This is a genomic window from Streptomyces corchorusii (assembly GCF_001514055.1).
In the GTDB taxonomy this organism is placed as follows: Bacteria; Actinomycetota; Actinomycetes; order Streptomycetales; family Streptomycetaceae; genus Streptomyces; species Streptomyces olivaceoviridis.
Genome location: NZ_KQ948358.1, coordinates 289,543 through 303,247, shown reverse-complemented (window position 1 = coordinate 303,247; position 13,705 = coordinate 289,543). Strand labels below are relative to the sequence as shown.

Annotated in this window: 14 protein-coding genes; 10 read left to right on the top strand and 4 right to left on the bottom strand. The window is 71.1% G+C overall.

What is annotated here, in order from left to right:
- Positions 1 to 51: 51 nt before the first annotated feature.
- On the top strand, positions 52 to 942 hold the full coding sequence (locus tag AQJ11_RS22440) for a thioesterase family protein (RefSeq protein WP_059264156.1): 891 nt from the start codon (positions 52 to 54) through the stop codon (positions 940 to 942).
- On the opposite strand, the gene AQJ11_RS22435 is transcribed toward AQJ11_RS22440, so the two are convergent.
- Positions 929 to 1,528, bottom strand: a complete 600-nt coding sequence (locus AQJ11_RS22435) for a TIGR03086 family metal-binding protein (RefSeq protein WP_059264155.1) — start codon at positions 1,526 to 1,528, stop codon at positions 929 to 931. The genes AQJ11_RS22440 and AQJ11_RS22435 overlap by 14 nt on opposite strands.
- A 101-nt stretch (positions 1,529 to 1,629) precedes the next feature.
- On the opposite strand from AQJ11_RS22435, the gene AQJ11_RS22430 reads away from it, so the two are divergent.
- The gene (locus tag AQJ11_RS22430) at positions 1,630 to 2,592 is read left to right on the top strand and encodes a helix-turn-helix transcriptional regulator (protein ID WP_059264154.1); all 963 of its coding nucleotides are present in this window, start codon (positions 1,630 to 1,632) and stop codon (positions 2,590 to 2,592) included.
- Positions 2,593 to 2,621: 29 nt separating this feature from the next.
- Here the strand turns inward: AQJ11_RS22430 and AQJ11_RS22425 are convergent, their stop codons facing one another.
- Positions 2,622 to 3,248, bottom strand: a complete 627-nt coding sequence (locus tag AQJ11_RS22425; RefSeq protein WP_014675135.1) for a TetR family transcriptional regulator — start codon at positions 3,246 to 3,248, stop codon at positions 2,622 to 2,624.
- 145 nt (positions 3,249 to 3,393) lie between these two features.
- Between AQJ11_RS22425 and AQJ11_RS49885 the strand changes: the two genes are divergently transcribed.
- The 3 genes from AQJ11_RS49885 to AQJ11_RS22415 all read left to right on the top strand — a co-directional run bounded on the left by AQJ11_RS49885 (position 3,394) and on the right by AQJ11_RS22415 (position 5,474).
- A complete protein-coding gene (locus AQJ11_RS49885; RefSeq protein ID WP_014675136.1) occupies positions 3,394 to 3,561 on the top strand; it encodes a hypothetical protein in 168 nt (55 codons plus the stop codon).
- A 78-nt stretch (positions 3,562 to 3,639) separates the two neighbouring features.
- Positions 3,640 to 3,924 (top strand): hypothetical protein, encoded by a 285-nt coding sequence (locus tag AQJ11_RS22420; protein ID WP_014675137.1) that lies wholly within the window; start codon positions 3,640 to 3,642, stop codon positions 3,922 to 3,924.
- Positions 3,925 to 4,304: 380 nt separating this feature from the next.
- Positions 4,305 to 5,474: a cysteine desulfurase family protein gene (locus AQJ11_RS22415; protein ID WP_059264153.1), complete on the top strand. Its 1,170-nt coding sequence runs from the start codon at positions 4,305 to 4,307 to the stop codon at positions 5,472 to 5,474.
- Here AQJ11_RS22415 and AQJ11_RS22410 read toward each other — a convergent pair.
- A complete protein-coding gene (locus AQJ11_RS22410; RefSeq protein ID WP_014675139.1) occupies positions 5,467 to 6,153 on the bottom strand; it encodes an N-acetylmuramoyl-L-alanine amidase in 687 nt (228 codons plus the stop codon). The genes AQJ11_RS22415 and AQJ11_RS22410 overlap by 8 nt on opposite strands.
- Positions 6,154 to 6,259: 106 nt before the next feature.
- On the opposite strand from AQJ11_RS22410, the gene mnmA reads away from it, so the two are divergent.
- The 5 genes from mnmA to AQJ11_RS22385 all read left to right on the top strand — a co-directional run bounded on the left by mnmA (position 6,260) and on the right by AQJ11_RS22385 (position 13,537).
- Positions 6,260 to 7,390, top strand: coding sequence for a tRNA 2-thiouridine(34) synthase MnmA (gene mnmA, locus AQJ11_RS22405; protein ID WP_059264152.1), 1,131 nt, complete (start codon positions 6,260 to 6,262; stop codon positions 7,388 to 7,390).
- 120 nt (positions 7,391 to 7,510) lie between these two features.
- A complete protein-coding gene (locus AQJ11_RS22400; RefSeq protein ID WP_059264151.1) occupies positions 7,511 to 8,806 on the top strand; it encodes an AAA family ATPase in 1,296 nt (431 codons plus the stop codon).
- A gap of 22 nt (positions 8,807 to 8,828) precedes the next feature.
- Positions 8,829 to 9,596 carry an RloB family protein gene (locus AQJ11_RS22395; protein WP_059264150.1) on the top strand — a complete coding sequence of 256 codons (768 nt, stop codon included), beginning with the start codon at positions 8,829 to 8,831 and terminating at the stop codon, positions 9,594 to 9,596.
- 121 nt (positions 9,597 to 9,717) lie between these two features.
- Entirely contained in the window at positions 9,718 to 12,312 is a 2,595-nt protein-coding gene (locus AQJ11_RS22390) for a type I restriction-modification system subunit M (RefSeq protein WP_059264149.1), read from the top strand.
- Entirely contained in the window at positions 12,302 to 13,537 is a 1,236-nt protein-coding gene (locus AQJ11_RS22385) for a restriction endonuclease subunit S (RefSeq protein ID WP_059264148.1), read from the top strand. Before AQJ11_RS22390 ends, AQJ11_RS22385 begins: the two co-directional genes overlap by 11 nt.
- Here AQJ11_RS22385 and AQJ11_RS46195 read toward each other — a convergent pair.
- Positions 13,506 to 13,700 (bottom strand): DUF397 domain-containing protein, encoded by a 195-nt coding sequence (locus tag AQJ11_RS46195; RefSeq protein WP_079082386.1) that lies wholly within the window; start codon positions 13,698 to 13,700, stop codon positions 13,506 to 13,508. The genes AQJ11_RS22385 and AQJ11_RS46195 overlap by 32 nt on opposite strands.
- Positions 13,701 to 13,705 lie beyond the last annotated feature (5 nt).

Genomic DNA, 13,705 nt, shown 5'->3' with positions numbered 1-13,705 from the left:
CATGAGCCAAGAAAGCTACCGCTTAGTAGTTTTCTGCTGTACCGTTCAGCCATGCCAGATGCAGCTTCCGCCCCCTCCCCGTCACGGGCCCTGATCGGCGACAGCGAGTTCGACCGCGACACCGCGGTCACCCGGCGCGAGCCCGGCGTCTACGACATCGACCTCTCGGCCGGCTGGACCATCATCAGCGCCGTCAACGGCGGCTACCTGCTGGCCGTGCTCGGCCGGGCCCTCGCGGACACCCTGCCGCACCCGGACCCCTTCTCCGTCACCGCGCACTACCTGACCGCCTCCCGGCCCGGCCCGGCGGTCGTCCGCACCGAGACCGTCCGCACCGGCCGCACCCTCTCCACCGGCCAGGCCTCGCTCTTCCAGTACGACGACGAGGGAAACGAGGTCGAACGCATCCGCGTCCTCGCCTCCTACGGCGACCTCGCCACCCTCCCCGACGACGTCCGTACCACCGCCACCCCGCCCGCGATGCCCCCGCTGGAGCAGTGCTTCGGCTCCGCCGACGCCGCATCCGACACCCGGCTGCCGTCGGGTGGCTCCCCGGTCGAGGGCAGCTCCGCCATCGCCGACCGGCTGATGCTCAAACTCGACCCCGCCACCCTCGGCTGGGCGCTCGGCGCGCCCTCCGGCAAGGGCGAGATGCGCGCCTGGTTCGGCCTCGCCGACGGCCGGGACGCCGACCCGCTCTCGCTGCTCCTCGCCGTGGACGCCCTCCCGCCCACCGCCTTCGAACTGGGCCTCAAGGGCTGGGTGCCGACCGTGGAACTCACCGTCCACGTCCGCCACCGCCCGGCCCCCGGCCCGCTGCGGGTGTCCATCACCACCCGCAACCTGGCCGGCGGCTTCCTGGAGGAGGACGCCGAGGTGTGGGACAGCGCGGACCGCCTGGTCGCCCAGTCCCGACAGCTGGCCCGGGTCAGGCTCGGCTGAGCGGCTCGCGCCCCAGCCAGGCCGCCAGGCGTTCGTAGGGTCCGGCTCCCAGCGGCGCCTCGCGGCGGGCCTCGAAGGGCGTCTCCGCGCCGCGGGGCCGGGTGTCCGGCAGCACCGCGCGGGCCGTCGCGAGCGCGAACTCGGCCAACTCCGGATCGAGTTCGCCCGCGGCGCCGATCGCCTCGGCCAGGTCCCAGGTGTGCGTGACGACCTCCATGACGTAACCGGAGAGTGCCGCGTGGCCGGGGACCTCGCCCCAGGGCACCCGCACCGGGGTCACCATCCGTTCGTCGCTCTCCCAGGCCCTGAGGACACGGGCCCGCACCTCGTCGTAGGCCGCGGCCCAGCCGTCGTCCGCGACGCCGTCGGCGGTGGGGTGCACGGCGAGCCCGTCACCGCCCTCGCCCACCACCGCGATCCGCCGGGTGCCGCCGACGACGTGGCTCAGCAGAGCCCGGACATCGAACTCGGAACACGGCGTCGGCCGGGCCAGGTCCTCGGGGCGCACGGTCTTGATCAGGGCGGCGGCCTGCTCGGTGGCGCGGACGTACACGGGACGCGGGTCGACGAAACCGGTGCTGGTCATGGTGTGCCTCTCTCTCGGTCGGTGAGGCGAGGATGCCCGGATAACCTGACAACCGGCGTCAGCATTTGCGGGGCACTTCGCGGCGGCGGGATCCTGGCGCGGTGAAGTCCGACCGGCTGCTCTCGATCCTGCTGCTCCTCCAGACCCGGGGCCGTGTCCCCGCGCCCGAACTCGCCGACCGGCTGGAGGTGTCGGTGCGCACCATCTACCGGGACGTCGAGGCACTGTCCGCCGCCGGCGTCCCGGTGTACGCCGAGCGCGGCCGGCACGGCGGCATCGAACTCCTCCCCGGCTTCCGCACCGACGTCACCGGGCTGACCGCCGACGAGTCCCGGGCCCTGTTCATCCTGGCCGCGCAGGGCGCCCATGCCGCGCTCGGCCTCGACGCGGCCCTCGGCTCGGCCCTGCGCAAGGTGATGGCCGCGCTGCCGGCGCCGCACCGGCCCGCCGCCGAGGTGACCAGCCGCCGCGTCCTGGTCGACGCCACCCGCTGGAAGGGCGGCCCGCGGCAGGCGGTCGACCTGGACGTGCTCCAGGACGCGGTGTTCTCCGACCGGCGCCTGAGGCTGCGCTACCGGCACAGCGGGGAGCGGGAACCGCGGACGTACACCGTGGACCCCTACGGCCTCGTCGCCAAGGCCGGGGTCTGGTACCTGGTCGCCGACCGGCGCGGCGGGCCCCGGCTGTTCCGCGCCGACCGGGTGCGCTCGGCCCGGCTGCTGGACGAGCCCGTACGGCGCCGGCCCGGGGTCGAACTCGCCGACGTCTGGGAGCTGTTGCGCCGGCAGGTGGAGGAACGGGAGAACGGGATCGAGGTCACCGTGCGGGTACGGCGCGAACTGCTCGACATGTTCCAGCGCATGGCCGCCGCACAGCTGACGGCTCCGCCCGAGGACGACGGCGCGAGCGAGTGGGTCACCGCGCGGCTGGCCTACCCGGTGCTGCGCGCGGTACGCCAACTCCTCGCGTTCTCCGACCGGGTGGAGGTCCTGGACCCGCCCGAGGCCCGCGCGGAACTGCTGACCGGCGCCCGCTGCGTCACGGCCCTGTACCAGCAGGGCTGAGCGGCGGCTCACCCGTGGCGGGACGGCTCTCAGTCCAGCCAGTGGCTGCGGCCGATGCTGATGAGCCGGAGCTGGCGGGCGGCGAGCTGCGTCACCCGCTCCCGCTCCTGCGCCGGGGCCTCCAGCGCCTCCAGGAACAGGGAGGCGGTGATGAGCATCTGGTCGACGTAGAGGTGCGCGAGCATCAGCAGGTCGTCGTCGCTCCAGCCCGCCGCCTCCGGGTCGTTGGCCAGCTCGGCCTTCACCTCCTCGGCGAACCGGTGCAGTTGGGCCCGGATGGCTTCGCGCACCGGCTGGACTCCGCCATGTCGCTCCCGGGCGATAAAACGGACATGGGCGGGGTACGCGTCTACGTGACGGGCGATCAACTCGATGGCACGCGTGATGCGTTCCTCGCTGTCGCCCGTGGTGGACACCGTCGTCCGCACCATCGGATGCAGGCTGCCCAGCGCCTCGTCGACCAGGGCCACACCGAGGTCGGCGGTCGAGCGGAAGTGCCGGTAGAAGGCCGTCGGGGCGACACCGACGGCCCGGGTGACCTCGCGCAGACCCAGGCTGCTCAGGCTCTGCTCCTCCAGCAGGGCGAGCGCCGCGTCGAGGAACGCCTGCCGGGTCTTCTGCTTCTGGGCCTGCCGGATGCCGAGGGTGTGACTCATGTCATCCAGTTAACAACTGTTCTCTGGAATTTGAAAGCCGCCGGGAGCGTTAGACTCGAAGTCAGTGAACAACTGTTACTACAACTGTTCACCCAAACTTCACACCGGCTGACCACGAGGCATATCGGAGGGGGGATCTGATCCCATGCTGTTCCTCGTCGCCGCACTCATGCTGCTCGGCGTCGTGCTGGGCACCGTCGCTCACGCACCGCTGACCGTCACCGCCGTCCTGGCCGCCGTCATCGCCGTCTGGCTCGGCGTCTTCGCGATCCGCGAGCGCCACGGGCGCCGCCGCCACACCTCGGCCAACTGACCCGGCCGACCGCCCCGGCCGACTGACCCCGGAACCCCGGCCAGCCGACCACCGGAAAGGACTCAGGAGCTGAGCGTCATGCACCTCACCGCACCGGCCACCGGCCGCCCCCGCACCGACACCCGCCCGCGCCCCCGTGACGCCGACGGCATGGCCGTCGCGTCCTTCATCCTCGGCCTCCTCGGCCTGCTCGTCCTGAACCTCTTCCTCGGCCCGATCGCCATCGTCCTGGCCGCGGTCGCCCTCTGGCGCGGCACGACCCGCCGGGGCCGCGCCTACCTCGGTCTGACCCTGGGCGTCGCCGACCTGGCGGTCCTGGTGATCGCGATGGAACTCTCGGGCACGGTGTCCTGGAGCCTGTGACCCACCCGGCACCCCGCGGCGCACCGCGGGCGGCAACGCGGCAACGGCCCCCCGCCGCACCGCCGTCGCACCCGCCGACCGGCCGCCCCGTCGCCGCGCCGCACCCGCACCGCCGCCGGACCGGCCGCACCGCCGCACCCGCCCTGCCCGCCGTGGGCAATCGTTCCGCGGGGCGGAACGGGTGGGCACGGCCGACAGCGCCGGGTGCGCCATCACCAAGCCCAGGTACGGCCGACACAAGGCGCCCAGGCGGGGCCGCAGGCAAGGCGTCCAGCGCGGCCGACGCAAGGCACTCAGGCGCGGCCGGCGCAACGCGCGGAGCCAACGGCACGCCCTCGCGGCCGAAGCCGACCGCAGGGGAGCCGTAGAATCGCCTCACCATGGCTTACCTCGACCACGCCGCGACCACCCCGATGCTCCCGGAGGCGGCGGAGGCATTCACCGCCCAGTTGAGCATCACGGGCAACGCCTCCTCCCTCCACGCATCCGGCCGCCAGGCACGCCGCACGGTCGAGGAATCCCGCGAAACCCTCGCGGAAGCCCTCGGCGCCCGCCCCAGCGAGGTCGTCTTCACCTCCGGCGGCACCGAGGCCGACAACCTCGCCGTCAAGGGCCTGTACTGGTCCCGCCGCGACGCAGACCCGGCCCGCACCCGCGTCCTGGCCAGCCCCGTCGAGCACCACGCCGTCCTGGACGCCGTGCACTGGCTCGGCGAGCACGAGGGCGCCACCGTCGAGTACCTCCCCGTCGACTCCCACGGCCGGGTCCGCCCCGAGGCGCTGCGCGAGGCCATCGCCCGCAACCCCGCCGACGTCGCCCTGGCCACCGTGATGTGGGCCAACAACGAGATCGGCACGGTCATGCCGATCCGGGAACTGGCCGACGTCACCGCCGAGTTCGGCATCCCGCTGCACGCCGACGCGGTCCAGGCCTTCGGCCAGGTCCCGGTCGACTTCGAGGCCTCGGGCCTGGCCGCCATGACCGTCTCCGGGCACAAGATCGGCGGCCCGTACGGCATCGGCGCGCTGATCCTCGGCCGCGAGCACACCCCCGTACCCGTCCTGCACGGCGGCGGCCAGGAGCGGCACGTGCGCTCCGGCACGCTGGACGTCCCGGCCATCGCCTCCTTCGCCGTGGCCGGCCGGCTCGCCGCCGAACAGCGCGAGTGGTTCACGCGCGAGATCGGCGCCCTGCGGGATCAGCTGATCGACGCCGTGCGCCGCGCCGTACCGGACGCGATCCTCGGCGGCGACCCGGCGCCCGAGGGCCGGCTCCCGGCCAACGCCCACTTCACGTTCCCCGGCTGCGAGGGCGACTCCCTGCTGCTCCTGCTGGACGCCCAGGGCATCGAGTGCTCCACCGGCTCCGCCTGCACCGCGGGCGTCGCCCAGCCCAGCCATGTCCTCCTCGCCACCGGCACCGACCCGGACCTGGCCCGCGGCACCCTGCGCTTCTCCCTCGGCCACACCTCCACGGAGGCGGACGTCGAGGCCGTGGCCAAGGCGATCGGCCCGGCGGTGGAACGCGCCCGCGCGGCCGGTCTCACGTAGCCGCGCGGGGTGACGCGGTCCTCCCGGCCTTCTCCCGCTCGGCGCGGACCAGGCGTATGTACCGGTCCCAGTCCCAGAACCGCCCCGGATCGGTGTGGTCCGTCCCCGGCACCTCGACGTGCCCGATGATGTGCTCACGGTCCACGGGTATGCCGTACCGCCCGCATACCGCCGCGGTCAGCCGCGCCGAGGCCGCGTACATCTCGTCCGTGAAGGACGAGGCGTCCTCCACGAAGCCCTCGTGCTCTATGCCGACGCTGCGTTCGTTGTACTCCCGGTTGCCCGCGTGGAAGGCCACGTCCAGCTCCCGGACGAGCTGGGTGACCCGCCCGTCCTTGCGCACGATGTAGTGCGCCGCCGCCCCGTGCCCCGGGTCCCGGAAGACCTTCACCGCGGACGCGTAGCCGCCCTGGGTGACATGGATGACCACCCGGTCCACCGGGTAGTCGGACGGCCGGTCCGCGAGCCGGTAGTTCGCCGCCGAGGCACCCACCCAGCGCGCGCCCCGGAAGTCCACCGCGCCCGCCACCCGCGACTTGTCCACCCCGGGCATCCGCCACCACAGCCGGGACAGCTCCTCCCGGGCCAGCACGGCCGTGCCCACGGCCGCCGCCGCCCCGCCGACCAGCAGGGCCCGCCGCCCCAGCCGCCGGTCCGTGTCGTCCTTCGCCGCGCCCATGTCCGCCCCCGTCGCCGCCGCTGCCGCCGGCCCCGTCGTCACCCTCTGCGATCGTCAACGGATATCAGGCCGACGCGGTTCCCGCGCCCCGTACCCTGGAAGGGCTATGACTGACACCCCGCAGCGCACCCGCCCCCTCCGCGTCCTCGCCGCCATGTCCGGCGGGGTCGACTCCGCCGTCGCCGCCGCGCGCGCCGCGGAAGCCGGCCACGACGTCACCGGCGTCCACCTCGCGCTCTCCGCGAACCCGCAGTCGTTCCGCACCGGCGCGCGGGGCTGTTGCACCATCGAGGACTCGCGCGACGCCCGCCGCGCGGCCGACGTCATCGGCATCCCGTTCTACGTCTGGGACCTCGCCGACCGCTTCCGCGAGGACGTCGTCGAGGACTTCGTCGCCGAGTACGAGGCCGGCCGCACCCCGAACCCGTGCCTGCGCTGCAACGAGAAGATCAAGTTCGCCGCCCTGCTGGACAAGGCGCTGGCCCTCGGCTTCGACGCCGTCTGCACCGGCCACTACGCCAAGGTGATCCTGAACCCGGACGGCTCCCGCGAGCTGCACCGCGCCTCCGACATGGCGAAGGACCAGTCCTACGTCCTCGGGGTGCTGGACGAGAGGCAGCTCGCGCACGCGATGTTCCCGCTCGGCGACACGGTCACCACCAAGGAGGAGATCCGCGCGGAGGCCGAGCGCCGGGGCCTGGCCGTGGCCAAGAAGCCCGACTCGCACGACATCTGCTTCATCGCCGACGGCGACACCCAGGGCTTCCTGGCCAAGCGGCTCGGCAAGGCCGAGGGCGACATCGTGGACGAGTCCGGCGCCAAGCTGGGCACGCACGAGGGCGCGTACGGCTTCACCATCGGCCAGCGCAAGGGCCTGCGGATCGGCACCCCGGCCCCGGACGGCAAGCCGCGCTACGTCCTGGACATCTCCCCGGTCACCAACACCGTCACCGTCGGCCCGGCCGACGCCCTGGACGTCACCGCGCTCACCGCGATCAAGCCCCGCTGGTGCGGCACCGCCCCCGCCGGCCCCGGCACCTACACCGCCCAGCTGCGCGCCCACGGCGGCGAGACCGAGGTGAGGGCCGAGCCGGTCGACGGCGCCCTGCGCGTGACGTTCACCGAGCCGGTCCGCGGCGTCGCCCCCGGCCAGGCGATCGTCCTGTACGACGGCACGCGCGTGGTGGGCTCGGCGACGATCGCGTCCACGGCTCGCCGGGAAGCTGCCACAGCCTGATCATCGAGGGCTCGCAGGAGCTGGCACGGTCCGACCAGCCCGGCATAGGCTGGCCGTCGCGGAAGGTCCGCGCAGTGTGAGCCGGCGGCGGGACTTTCCCGCCCCTTCGGGAGGTGGACGGTGCTTCTGCGCTTTCGAGTGGCGAATCACCGCTCGATCCGGGACGAGGCCGAGCTGACACTTGTCGCTGCGGGCAGTGTGGACAGTGCCGACAGCATCGCGCGGGACAGCGGGATCGCTCAGGGCGATGGCGGGCACGTGCCGGTGCTGCCCGTGGCAGGGATCTTCGGTGCGAACGCTTCCGGCAAGAGCAACATGCTCAGCGCGTTCCATGCCATGCGGGAGGCGGTACGCACCTCGTTCGCGGACTGGGCCAAGTATCCCGGGGTACCTCACCGGCAGCCCTTCAAGCTGGACGCCGCCAGCGCCGAGGAGACCACCCTCTTCGAGGTGGACCTGGTCCTCGGCGTCCGCACCCCCGTCCGCTACACCTACGGCTTCGAACTCTCCGACGACCGGGTCGAGGCCGAATGGCTGCACGCCTACCCGGGCGGCGTCCGGCAGGTCTGGTTCGACAGGGAGGCGGACCGCCCGGCAGAGGACGGCGACGAGTACCTCTTCGAGAGCCCGGCCTTCACCGGCCGCCGCGACGACCTGGTCGCACTCACCCGGCCGAACGCCCTCTTCCTCTCCACCGCGGCCACCCTCAACGACCCTCAGCTGTCCGCCCTGCATCGCTGGTTCCTGAACAACCTGTGGCTGATGACCCCGGGTGAGGACATCACACACCGTGCCGACTGGACCAAGCGCCGCCTCACCGAGCTCCATGACGACACCGGCTATCGCGAACGGCTCGTCCAGCTCCTGGCCGCCGCCGACCTGGGCGTCACCGGCTTCGATCTCGATCCGGACACCGGTGCGGTCTCTCTTCGGCACCGGACGGAGGGGGCGGAAGCCGTGGCCCTCGACTTCCTCACCGAGGAAAGCTTCGGCACACACGCGTGGTTCGCCTTCCTCGGCCCGATGCTCACCGTCCTCGACAACGGGACGACGCTGCTGGTCGACGAGCTCGACTCCAGTCTCCATCCCACGCTGGCCGCCGAGGTCGTCCGCCTCTTCCAGGACCGTAAGGCCAATGCCAAGGGTGCCCAGCTGATCTTCACCACCCACGACGCCACGCTGCTCGGCAACGCCGTGCTGGACCGTCCGCTCGGCCGCGACCAGGTATGGCTCACCGCGAAGACGAAGTCCGGCGCGACCGAGCTGTATCCGCTGGTCGCCGCACACCCCGAGGCCGGCGAGGACCTGGAGCGCGGCTATCTGCGGGGCCGGTACGGAGGGGTGCCCCGGGTGACCCCGGGCGAGATCGCCCGTGAGGTGTCCTGGTTCGAGGAGAAGGCGGCAGCGACGGCGTGAGCGAGCGGGGTGGGCACGGAGCATGAGCAGCAGGCGCAGGTCGAAGAAGGACGCGGCGAGCACGGTGATGCCGCCGCAGGCGCCTCCGTCGCAGTACTCACGTCGCGAGCGGGTGCTGTACGTGGGATGCGAAGGCGAGGCGACCGAGTACGACTACCTGCGCTACCTCAACAAGGAGTACGGGAGCGGGGACAGCGAGACCGGCCGGCCGGCCTTCACCATCAAGCCGGTCCGCAAGGCCGACGGCCTGATCCCGTCCCGTGCCGTCAAGGCGGTGGTCGAGGCCGCTCAGGGGGAGGACGAGACCTGGGTGCTCTTCGACCGGGACAGCCACCACGACATCCCAGAGGCCTTCGAGGCCGCAGCGGCCTCGGACACCGAGGTCTGCTTCTCCCACCCCTCCTTCGAACTGTGGCTGCTGCTGCACTTCCAGCCGTTCGGCGGCGCCCAGGGCGCGGCGAAGAACACGCACGTCCTGGAGAAGCTGCGCAAGGCCGACCCTGCGTACAAGCGGTTCGACAAGCCCGACAAGGGCCTCGACGCTGCCCGTACCAAGGCGCTGAAGGGCAAGGAGAAGGCGGCGGTGCAGCACGCGCGAGCCCTGGTCGGTCAGTGCGAGCACGGTTCGTGCAAGCCCGCCAACGCCACATTCGAGGCCCCGAAGTACGGTCGCTCGGCGAAGGAACGGGCCGCCCGCTCGGGGCACGCCAAGAACTGCGAGGTCCTGAGCCGTGACCCGTCCACGGACGTGTGGCGGCTCCTGGTCAGCCTGGGCATCGTCAAGGTTTGAGCGACGGCCGCGCCCTTCGCCGTGCAGCGGCGATGTCCGGGTTCGGCACGGGTTGGCTCCCGCACCGGCGGGCCGTCTAACCTTCCGTAGCACCTCCATTTTCCGTACGAAGGATCCGCGCGTGGCCAGAATCACCCTGCCCGAGCTCGAACGCCATCTCTTCTCGGCCGCCGACATCCTGCGCGGCCGGATGGACGCCTCCGAGTACCGCGACTTCATCTTCGGGATGCTCTTTCTGAAGCGGGCCTCGGACGAGTTCGAGCCGGAGTGGAAGCGGGTGTACGAGGAGCGGCTCGCGCAGACCGGCGGCGACGACGCGAGGGCACTGGCCAAGGCGAACAATCCGGCCGCCTACCCCCGCGTCTTCTACGTGCCGCCGCGGGCCCGCTGGTGGCGTGGACCACACCACGACCCGGAGAGGCCGCAGACCCCGGCGCCCGGCATCATGGCCCTGACCGAGAACGTCGGCCAAGGCCTCGACGAGGCCCTGGTGGCGCTGCAAGAGGGCAACGACCTGCTCGCGGGCATCGCCTCGCACATCAGCTTCAACGAGGTGGTCGGCACCAAGCCGCGCTTCACCGACCCCGAGCTCCGTTCGCTGATCCGGCACTTCAGCCTCTACCGGCTGCGCAACGAGGACTTCGAGTTCCCCGACATGCTGGGCGCGGCCTACGAGTACCTTCTCGGCCGGTTCGCGGACTCGGCCGGCCAGCGCGGCGGCGAGTTCTACACGCCGCGTTCGGTGGTGCGGATGATGGTGCGCCTCGTCGACCCGCAGCCCGGGGAGTCGGTGTACGACCCGTGCGCGGGATCCGGTGGCATGCTGATCGCGGCCCGCGAGCACGTCGAGGAACACGGCGGCGACCCTGAGGAACTGTCGGTCAACGGGCAGGACAAGAACGGCCCGTCCTGGTCCATGGCCAGCATGAACATGGTCCTGCACGGCATCCACACCTTCGACCTCCAGCACGGCGACACCCTCGCCGAGCCGCTCCACCTCGACGAGAACGGGCGGCTGCGCAAGTTCTCGGCGATCCTCTCCAACCCTCCGTTCTCCCTCCCATACGACGAGGACGCCGTCGCCAAGGCCGACGAGGACCACGGCAAGCGGATGCACTGGGGCTGGACGCCCGGGAGCGGCAAGAAGGCCGACCTGATGTTCGTCCAGCACATGGTGTCGGTTCTGGAGGAGGACGGCGGGCGAGCGGCCGTCGTCATGCCGTACGGGGTGCTCTTCCGGGGCGGCAAGGAACGCGACATCCGCATCGGGATGCTCCGCGCGGACTGCGTGGAGGCCGTCATCGGCCTCGGCCCGAACCTGTTCTACGGCGCGGGCGTCCCGGCCTGCATCCTGATCCTGCGGCCCCCGCACGGGAAGACCGACCCGAAGCGCCGGGAGAAGGTCCTCTTCATCAACGCTGACCGGGACTTCACTCCCGGCCGGAACCAGAACGAACTCGGCCCCGAACACATCGAGAAGATCGTGACGGTCTTCCGCGAATGGCGCCTCATCGACGGCTACTCGCGCGAGGTCCACCGCGACGAACTCCTCGCCCCCGACGCGAAGGGCGTCCCCGAGGCGAACTTCAACATCCGCCGCTGGGTGGACAACTCGCCGCCCGCGGAGCCGCAGGACGTGCGGGCGCACTTGTACGGGGGCGTGCCGGTCGCCGAGGTCGCGGCCAAGGAGGGGCTGTTCAAGGCGTACGGGGTCGACGCCGGTTCGCTGTTCGCGCGCCGGGAGGGTTCAGGCGAGTACTACGACTTCCTGCCAGAGGGCGCGGAGGCCACGGCCGCCCGTATTCCGCGACTGACGTACGCGCGGGAGGCGGAGCTGCGCGAGACGTTCGACGAGTGGTGGATGAAGAGCTCCGGTCTCTTCGCCCAGCTTGCGGCGGACCGGAAGCTGATGGACCTGCGCAGCGGGCTCCTCGACGGGTTCACGGCCGCGGTCGGCGGAGCCGGGGTTCTCGACGAGTTCACGACCGTCGGCATCATCGCCGCCTGGTGGACGGAGAACCGCTACGACATGAAGGCCCTCGCGGCGGGCGGCTTCGAGCGGGTCCTGGAAGGCTGGGTCGACTCCGTCGAGGCGATCGTCGATCCGGCGGTCCCGGGTGGGGGCGCGGATGACGCGAAGCGCACGTTGGTCTCCCCGGCGGAGCGACGCAGGGCCCTCGACCAGCCGGTCGTACGGGAGCTGATCCCGGAGTTCCTGGAGCTCGTCAAGGCGGCCGACAAGGCCGTCGCGGAGGCGGAAGCCGCGGCGAAGACGGCGGCTGAGGCGAGGGCGGCGGTGGCGGATGCGGGTGCGGACGACGAGTCCGACGCCGCGTCCGGTGAACCGGCGGAGCCGGTCGACCCGGAGAAGCTCGCCGCCCTGGACAAGGCGTTGACGGCGGCCAAAAGGGCCCTAACGGCGGCGCGCAAGAAGCGCAAGTCGCTGGACGACCGTTTCCTGCCGGACCTGAAGGCGGCGGCGGACCTGAAGAAGGCAGAGGAGGGCGGCCCGGAGGGCGTCGTCCTGGCGGTCCTCCGCTGTGACCTGTCCGACCGCCTGAACGCGGCGTTGGCAGCGGGCCGCCGAGAGATCGTCGCTTCCTTCCGACGCTGGGCCGAGAAGTACGAGGTGTCGCTGACGGACCTGGAGGACGAGAGCGGGGACGCCGCGAAGGGGCTTGCGGAGTGGCTGGGGGTGCTGGGTTATGGGCGTTGAGATGGTGAAGACCGGAAGCTGTTCCTGGCCCGAGCAGTGGCAGCGGGTCAGATTGGCGGATGCCGGTCGGTGGATGTCCGGGGGGACGCCGAGCACCTCAAACGAGGCGTACTGGGACGGAGACATCCCCTGGATCAGCGGCGCGAGCATGAAGCAGTTCCGCATTACGGATTCTGAGCGCCGTGTTACCCGGCTCGGGGCAGAGAACGGCTCACGACTGGTCGACAAGGGCGCCGTGCTCTTCATTGTGAGAGGGATGAGCCTCAAGTCGGAGTTCCGGATTGGGGTGACGCAGCGTGAAGTGGCGTTTGGCCAGGACTGTAAGGCGCTTGTACCAGACGATGGCATCGATCCGTACTACCTGGCGTATGCCATGCGGGTACTGACCCCGACGATCTTGAGCATGGTCGAGGAGACCAGCCATGGCACAGGGCGCCTGGACACGAACCGACTCAGCGCGCTGGAGATCGGAGTCCCACCGCTGCCCGAACAACGCGACATCGTCGCCGCGAACGAGGCGTTCGAGCGGCGGATCGGGGCGTTGGAGCGGGAGCTGGGCAAGCTTCGGGTTGTTGAGCAAGCTGTCGTGGCCCAGACTATGGCGGAGGTCACCCGAAGAGTTGCTCTTTCTCAATGCCTGATCGACATCGAATCTGGGTGGAGCCCTGCATGCGACGCTGAGCAGCCTGACGTCGGTGAATGGGGTGTTGTAAAGGTAAGCGCGGTTACGTCGGGCCGGTTCATCGACGGCGAGGCCAAGCGCCTGCCGATGGGGCAGGTCCATCGCCCGGAGCTGGAGATCAAGAGAGGCGACATCTTGCTTGCGCGGGCCAATGGTGCCCGTTCTCTGGTGGGAGTTTCTTGCTACGTTACTACGACTCGTCCGAGGCTCATGCTGTCGGACAAGGTGCTGCGACTCATTCCTGACCTGACAGTGGTTGACCCCGTCTATCTAGCAATCCTGCTCGGAGCTCCGGAGGTTCGGAGGCAGATTGGAAACCTGCTGAAGGGTGGAACAGGTCAGAACAACGTCACGCAGGCCGACGTACGAGCCCTGGAGGTTCCGCGATTGCCGCTGCCCGAACAACGCAACATCGTTGCCGCGCACGAGGCGTTCGAGCAGCGAATCGGGACGCTGGAGCGAGAGCTGACCAAGCTTCGTGTTACGCAACGGGTCGTCGTCGAAGATCTCCTCAGCGGCCGGTCCCGAGTGAACCGGACCTGAGGCTTCCTACCAGCGCACCAAGCGACGCCCGGCCGATGACGATCACATCCGCCGGGCGTTTGCTGTCTCGCAGAGCGACTCCTGTCTGCGTCCAGGCGACCTCAACACAGTTGTTGCCACTGGCCTCGGAGTAGGAGGACTTGATCCACTTCAGGGCGGACACGACGG

Excerpts from the sequence above, each read along its gene's own strand:
- AQJ11_RS22385 (WP_059264148.1), top strand. The coding sequence starts at position 12,302 with ATGGGCGTTGAGATGGTGAAGACCGGAAGCTGTTCCTGGCCCGAGCAG.
- AQJ11_RS22435 (WP_059264155.1), bottom strand. The coding sequence starts at position 1,528 with ATGACCAGCACCGGTTTCGTCGACCCGCGTCCCGTGTACGTCCGCGCC.
- AQJ11_RS22395 (WP_059264150.1), top strand. The coding sequence starts at position 8,829 with ATGAGCAGCAGGCGCAGGTCGAAGAAGGACGCGGCGAGCACGGTGATG.
- AQJ11_RS22420 (WP_014675137.1), top strand. The coding sequence starts at position 3,640 with ATGCACCTCACCGCACCGGCCACCGGCCGCCCCCGCACCGACACCCGC.
- mnmA (WP_059264152.1), top strand. The coding sequence starts at position 6,260 with ATGACTGACACCCCGCAGCGCACCCGCCCCCTCCGCGTCCTCGCCGCC.
- AQJ11_RS22440 (WP_059264156.1), top strand. The coding sequence starts at position 52 with ATGCCAGATGCAGCTTCCGCCCCCTCCCCGTCACGGGCCCTGATCGGC.
- AQJ11_RS49885 (WP_014675136.1), top strand. The coding sequence starts at position 3,394 with ATGCTGTTCCTCGTCGCCGCACTCATGCTGCTCGGCGTCGTGCTGGGC.
- AQJ11_RS22415 (WP_059264153.1), top strand. The coding sequence starts at position 4,305 with ATGGCTTACCTCGACCACGCCGCGACCACCCCGATGCTCCCGGAGGCG.
- AQJ11_RS22425 (WP_014675135.1), bottom strand. The coding sequence starts at position 3,248 with ATGAGTCACACCCTCGGCATCCGGCAGGCCCAGAAGCAGAAGACCCGG.
- AQJ11_RS22410 (WP_014675139.1), bottom strand. The coding sequence starts at position 6,153 with ATGGGCGCGGCGAAGGACGACACGGACCGGCGGCTGGGGCGGCGGGCC.